The 14,812-nt window shown below is 64.7% G+C and carries 10 protein-coding genes; 6 read left to right on the forward strand and 4 right to left on the reverse strand.

The features are described from left to right. Nucleotides 1-52 precede the first annotated feature (52 nt). Entirely contained in the window at nt 53-784 is a 732-nt protein-coding gene (locus MKD49_RS06295) for a hypothetical protein (RefSeq protein ID WP_252695811.1), read from the forward strand. Here MKD49_RS06295 and MKD49_RS06300 read toward each other — a convergent pair. The 4 genes from MKD49_RS06300 to MKD49_RS06315 form a co-directional block, all read right to left on the reverse strand. Then, nucleotides 726-2,411, reverse strand: a complete 1,686-nt coding sequence (locus MKD49_RS06300; protein ID WP_121041693.1) for a diguanylate cyclase domain-containing protein — start codon at nt 2,409-2,411, stop codon at nt 726-728. The genes MKD49_RS06295 and MKD49_RS06300 overlap by 59 nt on opposite strands. Nucleotides 2,412-2,635: 224 nt before the next feature. Then, nucleotides 2,636-4,330 carry a single-stranded-DNA-specific exonuclease RecJ gene (recJ, locus tag MKD49_RS06305; RefSeq protein ID WP_121041691.1) on the reverse strand — a complete coding sequence of 565 codons (1,695 nt, stop codon included), beginning with the start codon at nt 4,328-4,330 and terminating at the stop codon, nt 2,636-2,638. After that, nucleotides 4,327-5,358: a hypothetical protein gene (locus MKD49_RS06310; protein ID WP_252695812.1), complete on the reverse strand. Its 1,032-nt coding sequence runs from the start codon at nt 5,356-5,358 to the stop codon at nt 4,327-4,329. The genes recJ and MKD49_RS06310 overlap by 4 nt, the downstream gene beginning before the upstream one ends. 72 nt (nt 5,359-5,430) lie before the next feature. Further along, nucleotides 5,431-7,554 carry an ATP-dependent helicase gene (locus tag MKD49_RS06315; protein WP_252695813.1) on the reverse strand — a complete coding sequence of 708 codons (2,124 nt, stop codon included), beginning with the start codon at nt 7,552-7,554 and terminating at the stop codon, nt 5,431-5,433. A 329-nt stretch (nt 7,555-7,883) separates the two neighbouring features. Here MKD49_RS06315 and MKD49_RS06320 point away from each other — a divergent pair, with 329 nt between their 5' ends. The 5 genes from MKD49_RS06320 to MKD49_RS06340 all read left to right on the forward strand — a co-directional run bounded on the left by MKD49_RS06320 (nt 7,884) and on the right by MKD49_RS06340 (nt 14,748). Then, entirely contained in the window at nt 7,884-9,149 is a 1,266-nt protein-coding gene (locus MKD49_RS06320) for a lipoprotein-releasing ABC transporter permease subunit (protein ID WP_134135884.1), read from the forward strand. Next, nucleotides 9,142-9,858 carry a lipoprotein-releasing ABC transporter ATP-binding protein LolD gene (gene lolD, locus MKD49_RS06325; protein ID WP_134135883.1) on the forward strand — a complete coding sequence of 239 codons (717 nt, stop codon included), beginning with the start codon at nt 9,142-9,144 and terminating at the stop codon, nt 9,856-9,858. Before MKD49_RS06320 ends, lolD begins: the two co-directional genes overlap by 8 nt. 106 nt (nt 9,859-9,964) lie before the next feature. Next, the gene (argE, locus tag MKD49_RS06330; protein WP_252695814.1) at nt 9,965-11,137 is read left to right on the forward strand and encodes an acetylornithine deacetylase; all 1,173 of its coding nucleotides are present in this window, start codon (nt 9,965-9,967) and stop codon (nt 11,135-11,137) included. Nucleotides 11,138-11,452: 315 nt separating this feature from the next. Next, entirely contained in the window at nt 11,453-12,259 is an 807-nt protein-coding gene (locus MKD49_RS06335) for a TatD family hydrolase (protein ID WP_252695815.1), read from the forward strand. Continuing rightward, complete coding sequence (locus tag MKD49_RS06340; RefSeq protein WP_252695816.1) at nt 12,259-14,748, forward strand: DNA internalization-related competence protein ComEC/Rec2; 2,490 nt, start codon at nt 12,259-12,261, stop codon at nt 14,746-14,748. The genes MKD49_RS06335 and MKD49_RS06340 overlap by 1 nt, the downstream gene beginning before the upstream one ends. Nucleotides 14,749-14,812 lie beyond the last annotated feature (64 nt).

Genomic DNA, 14,812 nt, shown 5'->3' on the forward strand with positions numbered 1-14,812 from the left:
GGAACGCATTCTGCTAGGATCAGTCCTATCAGCTCGTTTCGTCCGCCCGCCGATGACCAGAAAGCTGTTTCACATTCTGCCGCTGCCCTTGCTGTGCGCCGCCCTGCTGGCGGGTTGCGCTTCGGCTCCCGCGCCGCATGGCGAAGTCAAGGGCGCCGAGGCCAGTTCACGCGAGATGGGGCAATCCGACAGCAATCGTGTGGCCACCCTGGCCATGCGCGCCAATCTCGATAGCCTGTACCTGCTGATGTCCAAGCTGTATCGGCGCAATCCGGCCGAGTGGAAGAAAACCGCTGGCAGCCGCGACGAGGCCGAGAAGAAGGTGAAACAAGCCATCGAACAGCGCCAGGCCTGGCCCGAATTGCAGGGCAAGCGCGATATCCAGGCCATGACGCTGGCCTTGTCACCGGAGTTCAAGGGGGATCGGGTCGCCGCCTTCATCGATGCGACCGCCGACATGATCATCGTCGCGCATGGCAACAAGATCGAATTCTTTCTGGTCGACGGGCTCGACGCCCAGCATCTCTACAATGCCGCGCGCAATGTGGAAATCGCCGCCTGGATCCTCTCCAGCCGCAAGAATGCCAACGGAGCGCCCCTGCTGCTGTCCGACGAGATCGGCAGCGAGGCACGCAACCTGAGTTTTGAACGGGAATTCGGCAAGATCGTCGGCCGTCTCGACCTGATGGCCGAATTCATGACCGAGCGCTATCGCCGCGCCGGCATCAGCTATGTGCAGAACCTGCTGGGCGGGTCATTCCTGCAGTTCCTCCCGGTGCGCTGAGTTCTCCTGGCACTCCCGGCCAAGCCGGTGCAATCACGTAGCAACCGCGCCCATTGCCCTTGGCGGCATACATGGCCTTGTCAGCGGCCTGCAGCAGGCTGTCGGCGTCACAGCTGCCATCACACACGGCGATGCCTACTGACACGCCCAGCTGGTACTCGCCCTGCGCCAGGTGCAGTGGTTCGGAGACCACCCGGATGCATTTTTCGGCCAGTACCTGCGCGCCGTTTTCATAGGGCTGGCCGAGGTCGGTGATGAGCAGCACGAATTCATCCCCGCCCACACGCGCCAGCGTGTCGCCGTGGCGGGCCACCTGACGCAGCCGCCGCGTGACTTCCTGCAGCACCTGGTCACCGGCCTTGTGGCCGAGGGTATCGTTGATCGGCTTGAATCCATCCAGGTCGAGGAACAGCAGCGCCACCCCATTGCGTTCGCGGCAGGCGTGAGTGAGTGCGGCTTCCATGCGTTCGGCCAGCATCATGCGGTTGGGCAGGCCGGTGAGTACATCGTGATGCGCCTGGTGCTGCAATTCCGCCTGGTGCAGCTTGAGGCGCGACAGCAAGCCGTTGAAGGCCATGGTCAGGTGGCCGACTTCATCGCGCCGTTCCACTGGCAGCGGCGACAAGGGCAATTCACCGCGCGTCATGCGGTCTGCCAGCGCGGCGGCGCGGCGCAGCGGGCGGAAGAACCACAGGTAGGCCAGCGTGACCAGCAGGATCACCATGGCTCCCTGGATCAGCCCGCCGCGTCCGATCAGGGCGCGCGTGCGCTCGACCGTCGGCAGGGCGTCGGCCAGCGGCAGCGTCACGGCCACCAGCCAGCTGGTACCGGGAATCGACGCGAAGGCTTTGATTTCATTGATGCCATTGGCGGCCAGGCCCACGCCATTGCCGCGGAAACCCTGTTGCAGGGCGCGATCCATCAGCAGGTCCTTGCCGACCGGGGGCAACTGGCTGTAGACCAGGGCTTCGTCACTGGAGGCGATGATCAAGCGCTGGCTCGGTGAAATCAGCAGGAAGCTGCCGGTCGGCCCCAGCCGGGCCCGTTGCAGATGATCGAGGAAGCCCGGCGCATTGAGTTCGGTACTGCCGCCCAGCACGCCCACCACCTTGCCTTCGGTATTGCGCAGCGGGGTGAGCATGGCGATGATGGGTTTGCCGCTGGCCGGGCTGGTCATGGGGGGGCAGATCACCGTCGCCCCTTGCAGCACCCGTTCGAAATCCGTGTACTGGGTCAGCGAGAGCGCGCGGCGGCCATTGAGCGTGGGGTAGTCGACCACGATGAGCCCATTGGCATCGGCCACGAACAGGCCCTGGGCAAACAGCGGCTGCAGCTCCTGGTGGTCCTGCAGCCAGGCGCGGATGGCGGCACGGTCGTCCAGCATCGGCGAGGGCATGTGCCGGGCCAGGCGCTCCAGATAACGTGCACGTTCCTGCACGCGGTAGCCGATGTCTTCGGCCAGATAGCTGGCGATGGTGCTTTGCTGGTCGGCGGCGACCTGGGCCTGCTCCTTTTCGAGAAAGCCGATCAGGATGTGATAGCGCAGGAGCGCGCTGCCCACGATCAGCAGGAGGCCGAAGAGGACGAGACGAGTCACCAGGCTGCAATGGATGCGCTTGAGCTTCATTCAGGGGTTTGCTGTTGTTGTTATTCCTCGGAGCGCCCGTGTTGTCCACTTCCCTCAAATCGATTCGGAAGTCGCTCCAAGCCAACATTGTGCCACTGCAACGTTGCGATTGTTGGCTTTTTTTACGCTTGTTTCCATGCCGCAATCCATGTCTGGCGCGGGTTCGCGGCCAGACAAGGGTGTGATGATCCGTCAGTTTTCCGGCAGGAAGCGGCTGTGTCCGATCAGGCCGGCTCAGCGTGCTCCACCATCAGCTGCACCGTGGTTTTGCCGTTGTACTCATTGGCATCGAGCCGGAAGGCAACCTGGGCGTGATCGGGCAGGGCATCGGTATGGCCGAACCAGATGGCATCGTACTTGCGGCCCCCCTTTTCCAGCTGCAGCTTGAGGTGCTTTTCCTTCAGGATGCGCTGGCTGAGTACGCGGAAATGGTCGCAGAACACCGGCGGGGCGAAGCCCTGGCCCCAGACCTGCTGGTCCATCAGGGTGATGAATTCGACCGAGTAATAGCTGTCCTCCAGTTCACCATCAGTCTCGATGACACGTTCCAGCTGGTTCTGCGTGAGCCAGTCGCGGCCGACCGCCTCAAAGGCCTGGGAGAAGGCATCGAAGGCGTCGGCATGGATGGTCAATCCGGCCGCCATGGCGTGGCCGCCGAACTTGGTCATCACCGAAGGCGCGTGCTTGGATACCAGGTCCAGCGCGTCGCGCAGGTGGAAGCCGGCAATCGAGCGGCCCGAGCCCTTGATGAAACCTTCATCGCCGGGCGCGAAGGTGATCGTGGGGCGGTAGAACTTGTCTTTCAGGCGCGAGGCCACGATGCCGATCACGCCCTGGTGCCAGGAGGGATCAAAGATGGCGATGGTACGGCGGTCGGCCGGATTGAAATCGTCCAGCAGCAGCAGGGCGGTGTCCTGCATGCCGGCCTCGATGTCGCGCCGTTCGCGGTTGATGGCATCGAGTTGCTGGGCGATGGCCCAGGCCCGGCCTTCGTCATCGGTAGTGAGGCATTCGATGCCCAGCGACATGTCGGCCAGGCGGCCGGCTGCGTTCAGGCGCGGGCCCACGGCAAAGCCGAGGTCGAACGGGGTGGCGCGGCGGGCTTCACGGCCGGCGGCGCGGAACAGGGCGGCGATGCCGGGATGCATCTTGCCGCTGCGCATGCGCTTCAAGCCTTGGGCCACCAGGATGCGGTTGTTGGCATCGAGCTTGACCACGTCGGCCACCGTGCCCAGGGCCACCAGGTCCAGCAGGCTGTCCAGGCGCGGCTGGGTCTGGGCATCGAACAGGCCGCGCTTGCGCATCTCGGCGCGCAAGGCCAGCAGCACGTAGAACATCACCCCCACGCCCGCCAGGTTCTTGCTGGGGAAGCCGCACTGCGGCTGGTTGGGGTTGACGATCACGCGTGCGTCCGGCAGGGCGTCGCCCGGCAGGTGGTGGTCGGTCACGACGACGTCGATGCCGCGCCGCTTGGCTTCGGCCACGCCGTCGATGCTGGCGATGCCGTTGTCGACGGTGACGATGATGTCGGGATTCTTCTCGCGCACGGTCAGTTCGACGATCTCGGGCGTGAGGCCATAACCGTATTCGAAGCGGTTGGGCACGATGTAGTCCACCTGCGCGCCCAGCAGGCGCAGGCCGCGCAGGCCGACGGCACAGGCGGTAGCACCGTCGCAGTCGTAGTCGGCGACGATGACCAGCTTCTTGCGCTCGGCGATGGCGTCGGCCAGGTAAATGGCGGCCGCCTCGATATGCAGCAAGCCGGAAGGCGCAATCAGGGCATTGAGCTCGCTGGCCAGTTCGCGCGCAGTGGACAGCCCGCGCGCCGCGTAGACCCGCGCCAGCACCGGATGCACGCCTTCGGCGATCAGTTGCTCGGCTTGGGAAATGTCATAGGAACGGGTGGTGACGCGAATCATGCCGACAGCCCCGAAAGTGAAGCTTTACGCCAGAACCGGCGCAGTGCGCCCCGCGTGACCGCCACTTCCTGGCTGCGGTCAGCGCCGGTCAGGATCAGGTTCAGCGATTCCAGGCTGCCGGCCTTGAGCGACACCAGCAAGGGCGCCAGCCAGTCGCGATCCAGGTGTTCCAGATGCTGCAGCCACAGGCCCCATTCCTCGGCCAGTGCCGCTTCGGCCAGCGCATCCAGTACCAGCAGGCGATGGCCACTGCCTTGGGCTACTTGGGCCGCACCACCGTCGGCGCGCTCTTCGCCGAAGGCGCGCAGCCAGCCGCGCAGGCCGAAGCGGGCGGCGTAAGTGGCGTCGGCGCGTACGCCAGCATCGGCTCCACCCCAGATCCAGATCGAATTGATGGCCTTCTGGCCGCGCATTTCGCGCTGTTCATTGAGCGACTCGGCAAACCACTGCATCTGCACTTCGTTCTGCAGCTTGCGCCAGGCCAGTTCGCCCGGTCCTTCCGGCATCCAGATGTCGACGTTGCGCCCGCTCGCGGCCGAGGGCGTGGAGGTGCGCAGCCCGGCCCAGGCGTCGGCCCGGATGAACCAGGTGCGGGCATCGCCATAGACCAGCTCATGGCCGATCTCGGTGAACAGGGGCAGGGCGGCGGCAAACAGGCGGCGCGATTCATCCTCTTCCAACTGCAGCTGGCCGATGTCGGTCAGCACCAGGTGGTCGCGCGCCACGTGGATGTGGGCCGGATGCAGCACGAACCAGTGACCGGCCGCAGGCGCGTGGCCCAGGCGCTGCATCAGGGCGCTGGCGGCAGCGGGGCTGGAATCCTGGGGCGCAGGCGGCAGGCCGAAGCGCCGGGCCAGCCAGTGCTCATGGGGCAGGGCGCGCGAAAACGGGTCATGCGCCTGGCGTGGCGCAGCCTTGCCACGGCCCAGCAGCATGGCCAGGGCCGGTGCCTGGCTCTGGCGCAACAGGTCGCGCGCCAGTTCAGCCGGGGGCAGGGCAAAGGGAATGAGGATGTCGAGTTGATTCATGGGGCGCTATTTTAGCGGCTGGCGCGCCGCTTGGCCCCGGTTGCCTGAACAAGGCTTCACTTCAAAGCGGGGTCAGCCATTGTTCCAGGCCTTTTTTGCACGCTGGCGCACCAGCATGCGCACGCTGTCGGGCATGGGCGTGCGCGCGCCATTGGTCTCGGCCGAGAACCACAGGCTGTCTTCGAAGAACGGCAGCATGCGCGGCGTGATGAAGCGGCTGCGGATGCCGTTGACGTGGCGGTCCCCCTGCGCGGTTTGCTGGGTGATGTAGAAGCGCTGCGGCACCACCAGGTGTAGATACTCCTTGGCGCGCGTCATGGCCACGTACAGCAGGCGCCGCTCCTCGGCGATCTCGGCCTCGCTGCCGGTGGCCAGGTCCGACGGGATGCAGCCATCGACCACGTTGAGCACGTGGACCGAGCGCCATTCCTGGCCCTTGGCGGAGTGGATGGTGGAGAGTGTCAGGTAATCCTCGTCGCGGTAGGGCGGAGCGGAGAAGTCGCTGCTGGCTTCGGGCGGATCCAGCGTCAGTTCGGTCAGGAATTTCTCGCGCGAGGCATAGCCATTGGCCAGCGCGGTCAGTTGCTCGATGTCGGCAGCGCGGGCGTCGGCGTCTTCATAGCGCTGCTCCAGGTGCGGCAGATACCAGTCGCGCGCGGCCTGGATGTCGGTCGGCCAGCTGGCACTGGCGCGGCGCATCAGGTCGTAGGTGTCGGCAAAGGCCTGCCATTGCAGGGCGATACTGGCGGGTGCGCCGAAGTTCAGCAGCGCATCGGCCGGGTCGCTGGCGGCGGCCATGAGGTCCAGTACCTTCCTGGCCGTAGCGGGACCGACCCCGGGAATCAGTTGCAGCGCCCGGAAGCCCGCCATGCGCCCGCTGGGATTGTGCGCCAGGCGCAGCAGCGAGAGCAGGTCCTTGATGTGGGTGCTTTCCAGGAATTTGAGTCCGCCGAACTTCACGAAGGGGATGTTGCGCCGGACCAGCTCCAGTTCCAACGCCGCGCTGTGGGTGGCGGTACGAAACAGCACCGCCTGGGATTTCAGGGTGAGCCCTTCTTCACGATGCGCCAGGATGCGGTTGGCGACCCAGCGCGCCTGTTCGGCCTCATCCGGGATGACCACCAGTTGCGGCTTCTGTGAGGACGGCTTGTCGCTCCAGAGCTGCTTGACGTGCCGTTCCGGCGCATCGGCGATGACGGCGTTGGAGGCCTGCAGGATGGGCTGCGTGGAGCGGTAATTCTGTTCCAGCGTCAACAGCCGCGCCGGCTGGGTGAACAGCTCGGGAAAATCGAGGATGTTGCGCACCGTCGCGCCCCGGAAGGAATAGATGGACTGGGCATCGTCACCCACGGCGGTCACGCCGGCGCCATCGGGCTTCATCCGTTGCAGGATCTCGGCTTGCAGGCGGTTGGTGTCCTGGTACTCATCCACCAGCACATGATCGAAGCGTGCACCGACCGATTGCGCAATCTCGCGGTCGGAGAGCATGTCGGCCCAGAACAGCAGCAGGTCGTCGTAATCGAGCACGTGCTGTGCTTCCTTGGCCTCGACATAGCGGGTAAAAAGTTCGCCCAGCAGCCTCTCCCATTCCCGGCACCAGGGGAATTGTGTCTGCAGCACGGTGCCCAGGTCTTGCCGGGTATTGACCGCACGTGAATAAATCGACAGGCAAGTGCCCTTCAGCGGAAAACGCTTGTCGTTAGAGGACAGCCCCATCTCGTGGCGCAGCAGTCCGATCAGGTCTTCGGAATCGCCGCGATCCTGGATGGTGAAGTCTTCTTCCAGGCCGATGACGGCCGCGTACTCGCGCAACAGCCGCGCGCCGATGGCATGGAAGGTGCCTGACCAGGGCAGTTGCGGCGGGCTGTCGGTGGCCGCCAGCCCCAGCACCTGGCGGATCACCTGGCCCACGCGCCGGCCCATGTCGGCCGCCGCCCGGCGCGAGAAGGTCAGCAGCAGGATGCGTTGCGGGTCGGCCCCGTCGAGGATCAGCCTGGCCACCCGGTGCGCCAGGGTATTGGTCTTGCCCGAACCGGCACCGGCCACGATGAGCAGCGGCGGCTGCTGTGCTGCCGGCAAGGCGCTGCCATGCTCGACCGCCTCGCGCTGCTGTGCGTTCAGGCACGCAAACGGGTCGCGCTCGCCGGTGGGCGGGCTGCTGGTGTCGGGGACGTCCTGGGCGAGTTCGGGTGGCATGGTGCGGGGAAATTCATATCGGCGATGGCTGGGCAAGGATGTACTGTATATATAACCAGTCCCCGATGCAACATCAGGCACATCCACTATATGAAACATCTTGGCGCGAACCTCTGCCGTAGAAGTGAATCTACAGGCTTCACGGCAGACGACCGACGGGTCCGGCGCGAGTATGGAGCAGATGGCCAGGGATGGGCCATGACTGCAAACTGTGGCAAACTTCGCGCTTTGTCTTCGCCCGTGTTGGCGTGCGGCCAGAGGATTGCGTCCCGGAACCGGGAGGCGAGGCCACTGGCAGCACATTGTGCAGGCCCTCTCCCGGAGCAATTTTGAGTCTGATTAAAAACCTGCCGTTCGAATGGCTGGTCGGCATCCGCTACACGCGGGCCGGCAAGCGCAGCGGCCGCAACAGTTTCATTTCCTTCATTTCCCTCATTTCCATGGCCGGCATCGCGCTGGGCGTGGCTGCCCTGATCGTGGTGCTGTCGGTCATGAATGGTTTCCAGAAGGAAGTGCGTGACCGCATGCTTTCCGTGCTGGCCCACATCGAAGTCTTCGATGCCTCCGGCTCCATGAAGGACTGGCAGGCGGTGGCCAAGCAGACCTTCCAGAACCCCGAGGTGCTGGGCGCTGCGCCCTATGTATCAGGCCAGGCCATGATGACGCGTGACGACAACCTGCGTGGCGTGCTGGTGCGCGGCGTGCTGCCCGAGGAAGAGCCCAAGGTCTCGGACGTGGCCAAGCAGGTCAAGCAGGGCAGTTTCGATTCCCTGAAACCCGGCGAATTCAACATCGTCATCGGCGGCGAGCTGGCGCGCGGCATGCGCGTGGGCCTGGGCGACAAGGTCACGGTGATCGTGCCGCAAGGGCAGGTGACCCCGGCCGGCGTCTTGCCGCGCCTGAAGCAATTCACGGTGACCGGGATCTTCGAAGCCGGCCATTATGAATTCGATTCGTCGCTGGCCTTCATCCAGCTGCAGGATGCCGAGACCCTGTTCCGTATGGATGCCCCCACCGGCGTGCGCCTGCGCATCCGCGACATGCTGCAGGCCCCGGAAGTGACCCAGCAGCTGGCGCGCACCCTGAGCGGCGACCTGTACCTGCGCGACTGGTCGCAGCAGAACAGCAACTGGTTCGCGGCCGTCAAGACCGAAAAGCGCATGATGTTCATCATCCTCGCGCTCATCATTGCGGTGGCGGCCTTCAACCTGGTGTCCACGCTGGTGATGACGGTCACCGACAAGCAGGCTGACATCGCCATCCTGCGCACGCTGGGGGCTTCTCCCGCCTCCATCATGAAGATTTTTGTCATCCAGGGGGCCCTGGTGGGCCTGGTTGGTACTGCCATCGGCGTCGGCCTGGGGGTGGTGGTGGCACTCAATATCGACGTGCTGGTACCGGCCATCGAGCGGGCTTTCCACGTACAGTTCCTGCCCAAGAGCATCTACGTGATTTCTGAATTGCCATCCGAACTGATCTGGTCGGACGTCTATACCATCGGCGGTCTGGCCGTGGTGCTGGCCTTCCTGGCTACCTTGTATCCGAGCTGGGCAGCGGCCCGTGTCAAACCGGCGGAGGCGCTGCGCTATGAATAACAACGATCCGATCAAGAATCGCCAGGCCGTGCTGTCGTCGCGCGGCCTGGGCAAGACCTTCACTCAGGGCAAGTATTCGGTGAAGGTATTGGGTAATGTCGATATCGACGTCTACCATGGTGAGCAAGTCGCCATCGTCGGTGCCTCGGGCTCCGGCAAGTCGACTTTGCTGCACCTGCTGGGCGGGCTCGATACGCCCAGCACCGGCACCGTCAGCCTGCTGGGCAAGGATTTCGCCAGCCTGGGCGAGAGCGAGCGTGGCACGCTGCGCAACCAGTCGCTGGGCTTTGTCTACCAGTTCCACCATCTGCTGCCGGAATTCTCGGCGCTGGACAACGTGGCCATGCCGCTGATGATTCGCCGCGTCAAGCGGGCCGAAGCGCAGGAGCAGGCGCGCGAGATGCTGGACAAGGTCGGCCTGGCGCAGCGCGTGACGCACGTGCCGGGTGAGCTTTCCGGTGGCGAACGCCAGCGCGTGGCCCTGGCGCGCGCGCTGGTGACGCGTCCGGCCTGCGTGCTGGCCGATGAACCGACCGGCAACCTGGACCGCAGCACGGCCGACCGCACCTTCGAGCTGATGATCGAACTCTCGCGCACGCTGGGCACGGCCTTCGTGATCGTGACCCACGACATCGAACTGGCAGGCCGCTGCGCGCGCGTATTGCGCTTGTCCGACCAGGGCCTGAAAGTGGCCGGTCAGCAGCCTTGATGCATTCCGGGTAAGCTATCGCCTTTGACGCCGCCGTCTTGATACAAGACGGCGGTCTGCTTTTGAAGACACGAATACCTGTACAGACGGAAACTGGAGCAAGACAATGAACACCCGCCAATGGCTAGAGACCCTGGTCGCCTTCGATACCACCAGCCGCAATTCCAACCTGGAACTCATCACCACCGTGCGTGACAGCCTGGAAAAGCAGGGCATCTCCTCCTGGCTGGCGCACAACAAGGAGCAGACCAAGGCCAACCTGTTCGCCACCTTGCCCGCGACCGCCGGCCCCCATGCCGGCAGCACCGAAGGCGGCATCGTGCTCTCCGGCCATACCGACGTGGTGCCGGTGGATGGCCAGAAATGGGATACCGACCCCTTCAAGCTGACCGAGAAGGATGGCAGCCTGTTCGGTCGCGGTACCTGCGACATGAAGGGTTTCATCGCCACTTCGCTGGCCTTGGTGCCTGAATTCCTGGCCATGCCGCGTGTAAAGCCGATTCACCTGGCGTTCTCTTATGATGAAGAAATCGGCTGCATCGGCGCGCCCGTGATGCTGGAAGAAATCGTCAAGCGCGGCATCAAGGTCGATGGCTGCGTGGTGGGTGAGCCCACCAGCATGAACGTGGTGGTGGCGCACAAGGGCATCAACGTGTTTGCCTGCAAGGTGCACGGCAAGTCTGCGCACTCTTCGCTGACCCCGCAGGGCTGCAACGCCATCGAGCACGCCGCACGCCTGATCTGCGCCATCCGCGATTTCGCCGATGGCTACAAGGCCAATGGCCCGTATGACCAATTCTTCGATGTGCCCTTCAGCACCATGACCACCAATCAGATCCGGGGCGGCATCGCGGTCAACACGATTCCCGAGCTATGTGAATTTACTTACGAATTCCGCAACCTGCCCGGCATGAGCGTGGCCGACATCCAGGCGCAGATCGACAAGTACATCGCCGAGGTCCTGCTGCCCAAGATGCGCAGCGAATTCCCGGAGGCCCGCGTGGAGATCGACAACTTCGCCGGCAGCCCGGCGCTGGAAGCGGTCGAGCAGGCGGCCATCACCGAGCTGGTGCGCGCCCTGACGGGGGATCGTGAAACCCGCAAGGTGGCGTATGGCACCGAGGCCGGCCTGTTCCAGCAGATCGGCATCCCGACCATCGTCTGCGGTCCTGGCGACATCGGCAATGCCCACAAGCCCAACGAGTTCGTGACACTGTCGCAGATGGAACGCTGCGAGCACTTCCTGCGCAAGCTGGGCAAGTCGCTGCAGCCGGCCTGATCAAGCCTGATCGGTGCGCCCGGGTAGCGTGCGAGATGAAGGACGCGAGCGATCGCGTCCTTTTTTCATGTCCGCGCGTGAAGGATCTGGAATTTCTTTACCATTGTTAATTACTGCAAGAGGGCGTTAGACGGTAAACTGCGCGGGTTGAAGCCGGTTCAAACCGGCTATGCTGTTCAAACAACAAGACGCTTCGGGGGAAGCGAGCCGCATCAGCAGCCTGGCTGAATCATGCGATCGCGGCCCCTGCGGCGGGTGTCGTTATCCGGAACCGCTGCCCTGAGGCCGGTCTTCCGATTTTCGCCAAGCCAGCACATGTGGGTCGATACGCACTGCCATCTCGACGCCGGGGAATTCGGCGACCGTTCCGCTGCCGTGGCCGCCGAGGCTGCGCAGGCCGGCGTGCGCGCCATCGTCATTCCCGCCATCGCCAAAGTGAACTTCAAGGAAGTCGGACGGCTCGCGCGCGAAGTCGGCAATGCCGTCTATGCGCTGGGCATTCATCCGCTTTACGTCCCCACTGCCAAGGAATCCGATCTGGAGATCTTGCGTACGGCCATCGGCGAGGCGCTGGACGATCCGTTGTTCGTGGGGATCGGTGAGATCGGGCTGGATTTCTTCGTGCCGGCCCTGAAAGAAGCGCCGCTGCGCGAGAAGCAGGAATTCTTCTTTGCCGAGCAGCTCAAGCTGGCACGCGACTTCGACCTGCCGGTGCTGCTGCATGTGCGGCGTTCGCAGGACATCATCCTCAAATACCTGCGCCGCATCCGCGTGCCTGGCGGCATCGCGCATGCCTTCAATGGCAGCGACCAGCAGGCCCGGGCCTTCGTGGAGCTGGGGCTGCACCTGGGATTTGGCGGCGCCATGACTTTCCCGCGTTCGCTGCAGATCCGCCGGCTGGCGACCGAATTGCCCTTGTCCTCGATCGTGCTGGAAACCGACGCGCCGGATATTTCGCCGGCCTGGCGGCATCCCGGCATCAATACCCCGGACCAGATCCCGCGCATCGGTGAAGTCCTGGCCGAGCTGCGTCAGCTGCCGCTGCAGGAGATCGCCGCCGCCACCAGCGCCAATGCCCGGGCCGCGTTGCCGCGCCTGGCGCATGCAGGATTGCCACTCTGATGCGCGCGCTGATCATCGGGTTTGCCATCGGCGTGGGATTGCTGCAGGTGCAGGGCCAGTTGCCGGGCACCGAATGGGTTGCGGTCGGGCTGGTGCTGGCGCTCTTGCTGGGTTTGACGGCCTGGAAGTTCTGGCAGCCCTGGCTGCGGGTGCCCCTGTTGCTGACCTGTGGTGCCTGGCTGGGCTTTCTGTGGGCGGCTTCCTTTGCCCAGTATTACCTCGATCAGGAGCTCCCCAAAGCCTGGGAAGGACGTGATATCACCGTCATCGGTACCGTCGCGGATTTGCCCGCGCATACCGAGCAGGGCGTGCGCTTCCGTTTCGATGTGGAGCAGGTGGTGGTACAGGGGGGCGTGAAGCCGCCGGTGCCGCCCCGGCTGGCGCTGTCCTGGTACGGTAACCAGCGCTACCAGCAGCCCTCCGAGGATGGCGAGCAGGCCGCGCCGCCCAGGATGGCCGTGCCCGACCTGCGGCCGGGTGAGCGCTGGCGCTTGCAGGTGCGGCTCAAGCGTCCGCATGGCAATGCCAATCCGGATGGCTTTGATTATGAATTGTGGCTGCTGCAGGACGATGTGCGGGCTACCGGCTACGTGGTCGGCCGTCCGGCAGCGGCCGGGGCAGCGCTGACGGCGCTCAACCGGCGTGTTGACGACTTCGTCTGGACGCCTTCCCATATGATCGACAGCGCCCGCGGCTGGCTGCGCGACCGCATCTACTCGGCGCTGCCCGGCGCCCCTTATGCCGGGGTGATCGCGGCGCTGGTCATGGGCGACCAGCGCGGCATCAACCAGGCGGACTGGACCGTGTTCAATCGCACCGGCATCGGCCATCTGATGGCCATCTCCGGCCTGCACATCACCATGCTGGCTGCCTTGTGTGGCGGTCTGGCAAGCTGGCTGTGGCGGCGCTCCTTCTTCACGGGGGCGCAATTGCCGCTGCGGCTGCCGGCCCAGAAGGTGGCGGTGATCGTCGGGATGGGGGCGGCGTTCATCTACGTGTTGCTGGCCGGGTTCGGGGTGCCGGCGCAGCGCACGCTGTACATGCTGATCGTGGTCGGGATCGCTTTCTGGCGCGGCCGCATCGTGCGCGTCTCGGTGGTGCAGTGCCTGGCCTTGGCGCTGGTCTTGCTGCTGGATCCCTGGGCGGTGCTGTGGCCGGGCTTCTGGCTTTCCTTCGGTGCGGTGGCCTTGTTGCTGTATGGCTCGGTCGGGCGCATGCAGCCGCCGCAGGCCATGGCCGCTGCCGCTTCGCACAAGCACTGGTGGTCGGCGCTGCTGCAGCGGATCAAGCAAGCCGGTTATGCCCAATACGTCGTCACGCTGGGACTGGTGCCGCTGACGGTGCTCTTGTTCGGACAATATTCGCTGGTCAGCCCGATTGCCAATGCGGTGGCCATTCCGCTGGTCTCGCTGGTGATCACGCCGCTGGCGCTGCTGGGCAGCATCCTGCCGGCCGTGCTCGCGCAATTCGTGCTGCAGGTGCCGCATCAACTGCTGGTCTGGCTGGCCGAATTCCTGCAGGGGCTCAATGCCATGCCCTGGGCCGTGTGGCAAACGCCGCTGCCCAGCACCTGGATGTTTGCGCTGGCCCTGGGCGGAACCCTGCTGGTGCTGGCACCGCGCGGCTGGCCGGTGCGCTGGCTGGGCCTGTTCGGCTGGTTGCCTTTGCTGCTCAATGCCCCGGTAGCGCCGGCGGAAGGAAGCATGCGTGTGACTGCCTTCGACGTCGGGCAGGGGATGGCGGTGCTGGTGGAGACGCCGGGCCATCGCCTGCTCTACGACACAGGCCCGTATTACACGGCCGAGTCGGACGGGGCCACGCGGGTGATCCTGCCCTACCTGCGTGCGCGCGGGATCGACCATCTGGATCGCGTGGTGATTTCACACAATGACAACGATCATTCCGGCGGGGCGGTATCGCTCTTCAGGCATTTGCCGGTTGACAGCGTCTATTCTTCGCTGTCGCCGGACAGCCCGATCCTGCGCGCCGCCCCCGAGCACACGCGCTGCCAGGCCGGACAATCCTGGAACTGGGATGGCATCGGCTTTACCGTGCTGCATCCGGATGCAGCCAGCTATGACAGCGACAAATGGCGGCCGAATGCCCGCAGTTGCGTGCTGAAGGTGCAGATCGGACGGCAATCGGTCCTGCTGGCCGGGGATATCGAGGCGGTGCAGGAAGATGAGCTGGTGAGCGGGCCGCTGGCCGACCGCTTGCCCTCCACGGTGTTGCTGGCTCCGCATCATGGCAGCGGTACTTCGTCCACCGACCCTTTCCTGCGCGCGGTGCGGCCGGAACTGGCGGTGTTCCAGGTCGGCTATCGCAACCGTTTCAATCATCCCAAGCCGGAAGTCTATGAACGTTATGGCCGACTCGGCATTCGCCGCCTGCGCACTGACGAAACCGGCGCGCTGACCATGACCTTGGGCGACCAGTTGCAGGTGGAGCAATACCGCAAGCAGCACGCGCGTTACTGGTACGAGCAGTGATGCCCTTGGGCGGGGTCGGTCCTGCCTGATCCTTCATTTCGCGATGCGGGAAAATAGCACGCTC

Origin of the sequence: Herbaspirillum sp. WGmk3 (assembly GCF_023952535.1) — a bacterium.
Taxonomy (GTDB): Bacteria; Pseudomonadota; Gammaproteobacteria; order Burkholderiales; family Burkholderiaceae_D; genus Herbaspirillum; species Herbaspirillum huttiense.

Coding starts and splice junctions, on each gene's coding strand:
- MKD49_RS06295 (WP_252695811.1), top strand. CDS start 53: ATGACCAGAAAGCTGTTTCACATTCTGCCGCTGCCCTTGCTGTGCGCC.
- MKD49_RS06300 (WP_121041693.1), bottom strand. CDS start 2,411: ATGAAGCTCAAGCGCATCCATTGCAGCCTGGTGACTCGTCTCGTCCTC.
- recJ (WP_121041691.1), bottom strand. CDS start 4,330: ATGATTCGCGTCACCACCCGTTCCTATGACATTTCCCAAGCCGAGCAA.
- MKD49_RS06310 (WP_252695812.1), bottom strand. CDS start 5,358: ATGAATCAACTCGACATCCTCATTCCCTTTGCCCTGCCCCCGGCTGAA.
- MKD49_RS06315 (WP_252695813.1), bottom strand. CDS start 7,554: ATGCCACCCGAACTCGCCCAGGACGTCCCCGACACCAGCAGCCCGCCC.
- lolD (WP_134135883.1), top strand. CDS start 9,142: ATGAATAACAACGATCCGATCAAGAATCGCCAGGCCGTGCTGTCGTCG.
- argE (WP_252695814.1), top strand. CDS start 9,965: ATGAACACCCGCCAATGGCTAGAGACCCTGGTCGCCTTCGATACCACC.
- MKD49_RS06335 (WP_252695815.1), top strand. CDS start 11,453: ATGTGGGTCGATACGCACTGCCATCTCGACGCCGGGGAATTCGGCGAC.
- MKD49_RS06340 (WP_252695816.1), top strand. CDS start 12,259: ATGCGCGCGCTGATCATCGGGTTTGCCATCGGCGTGGGATTGCTGCAG.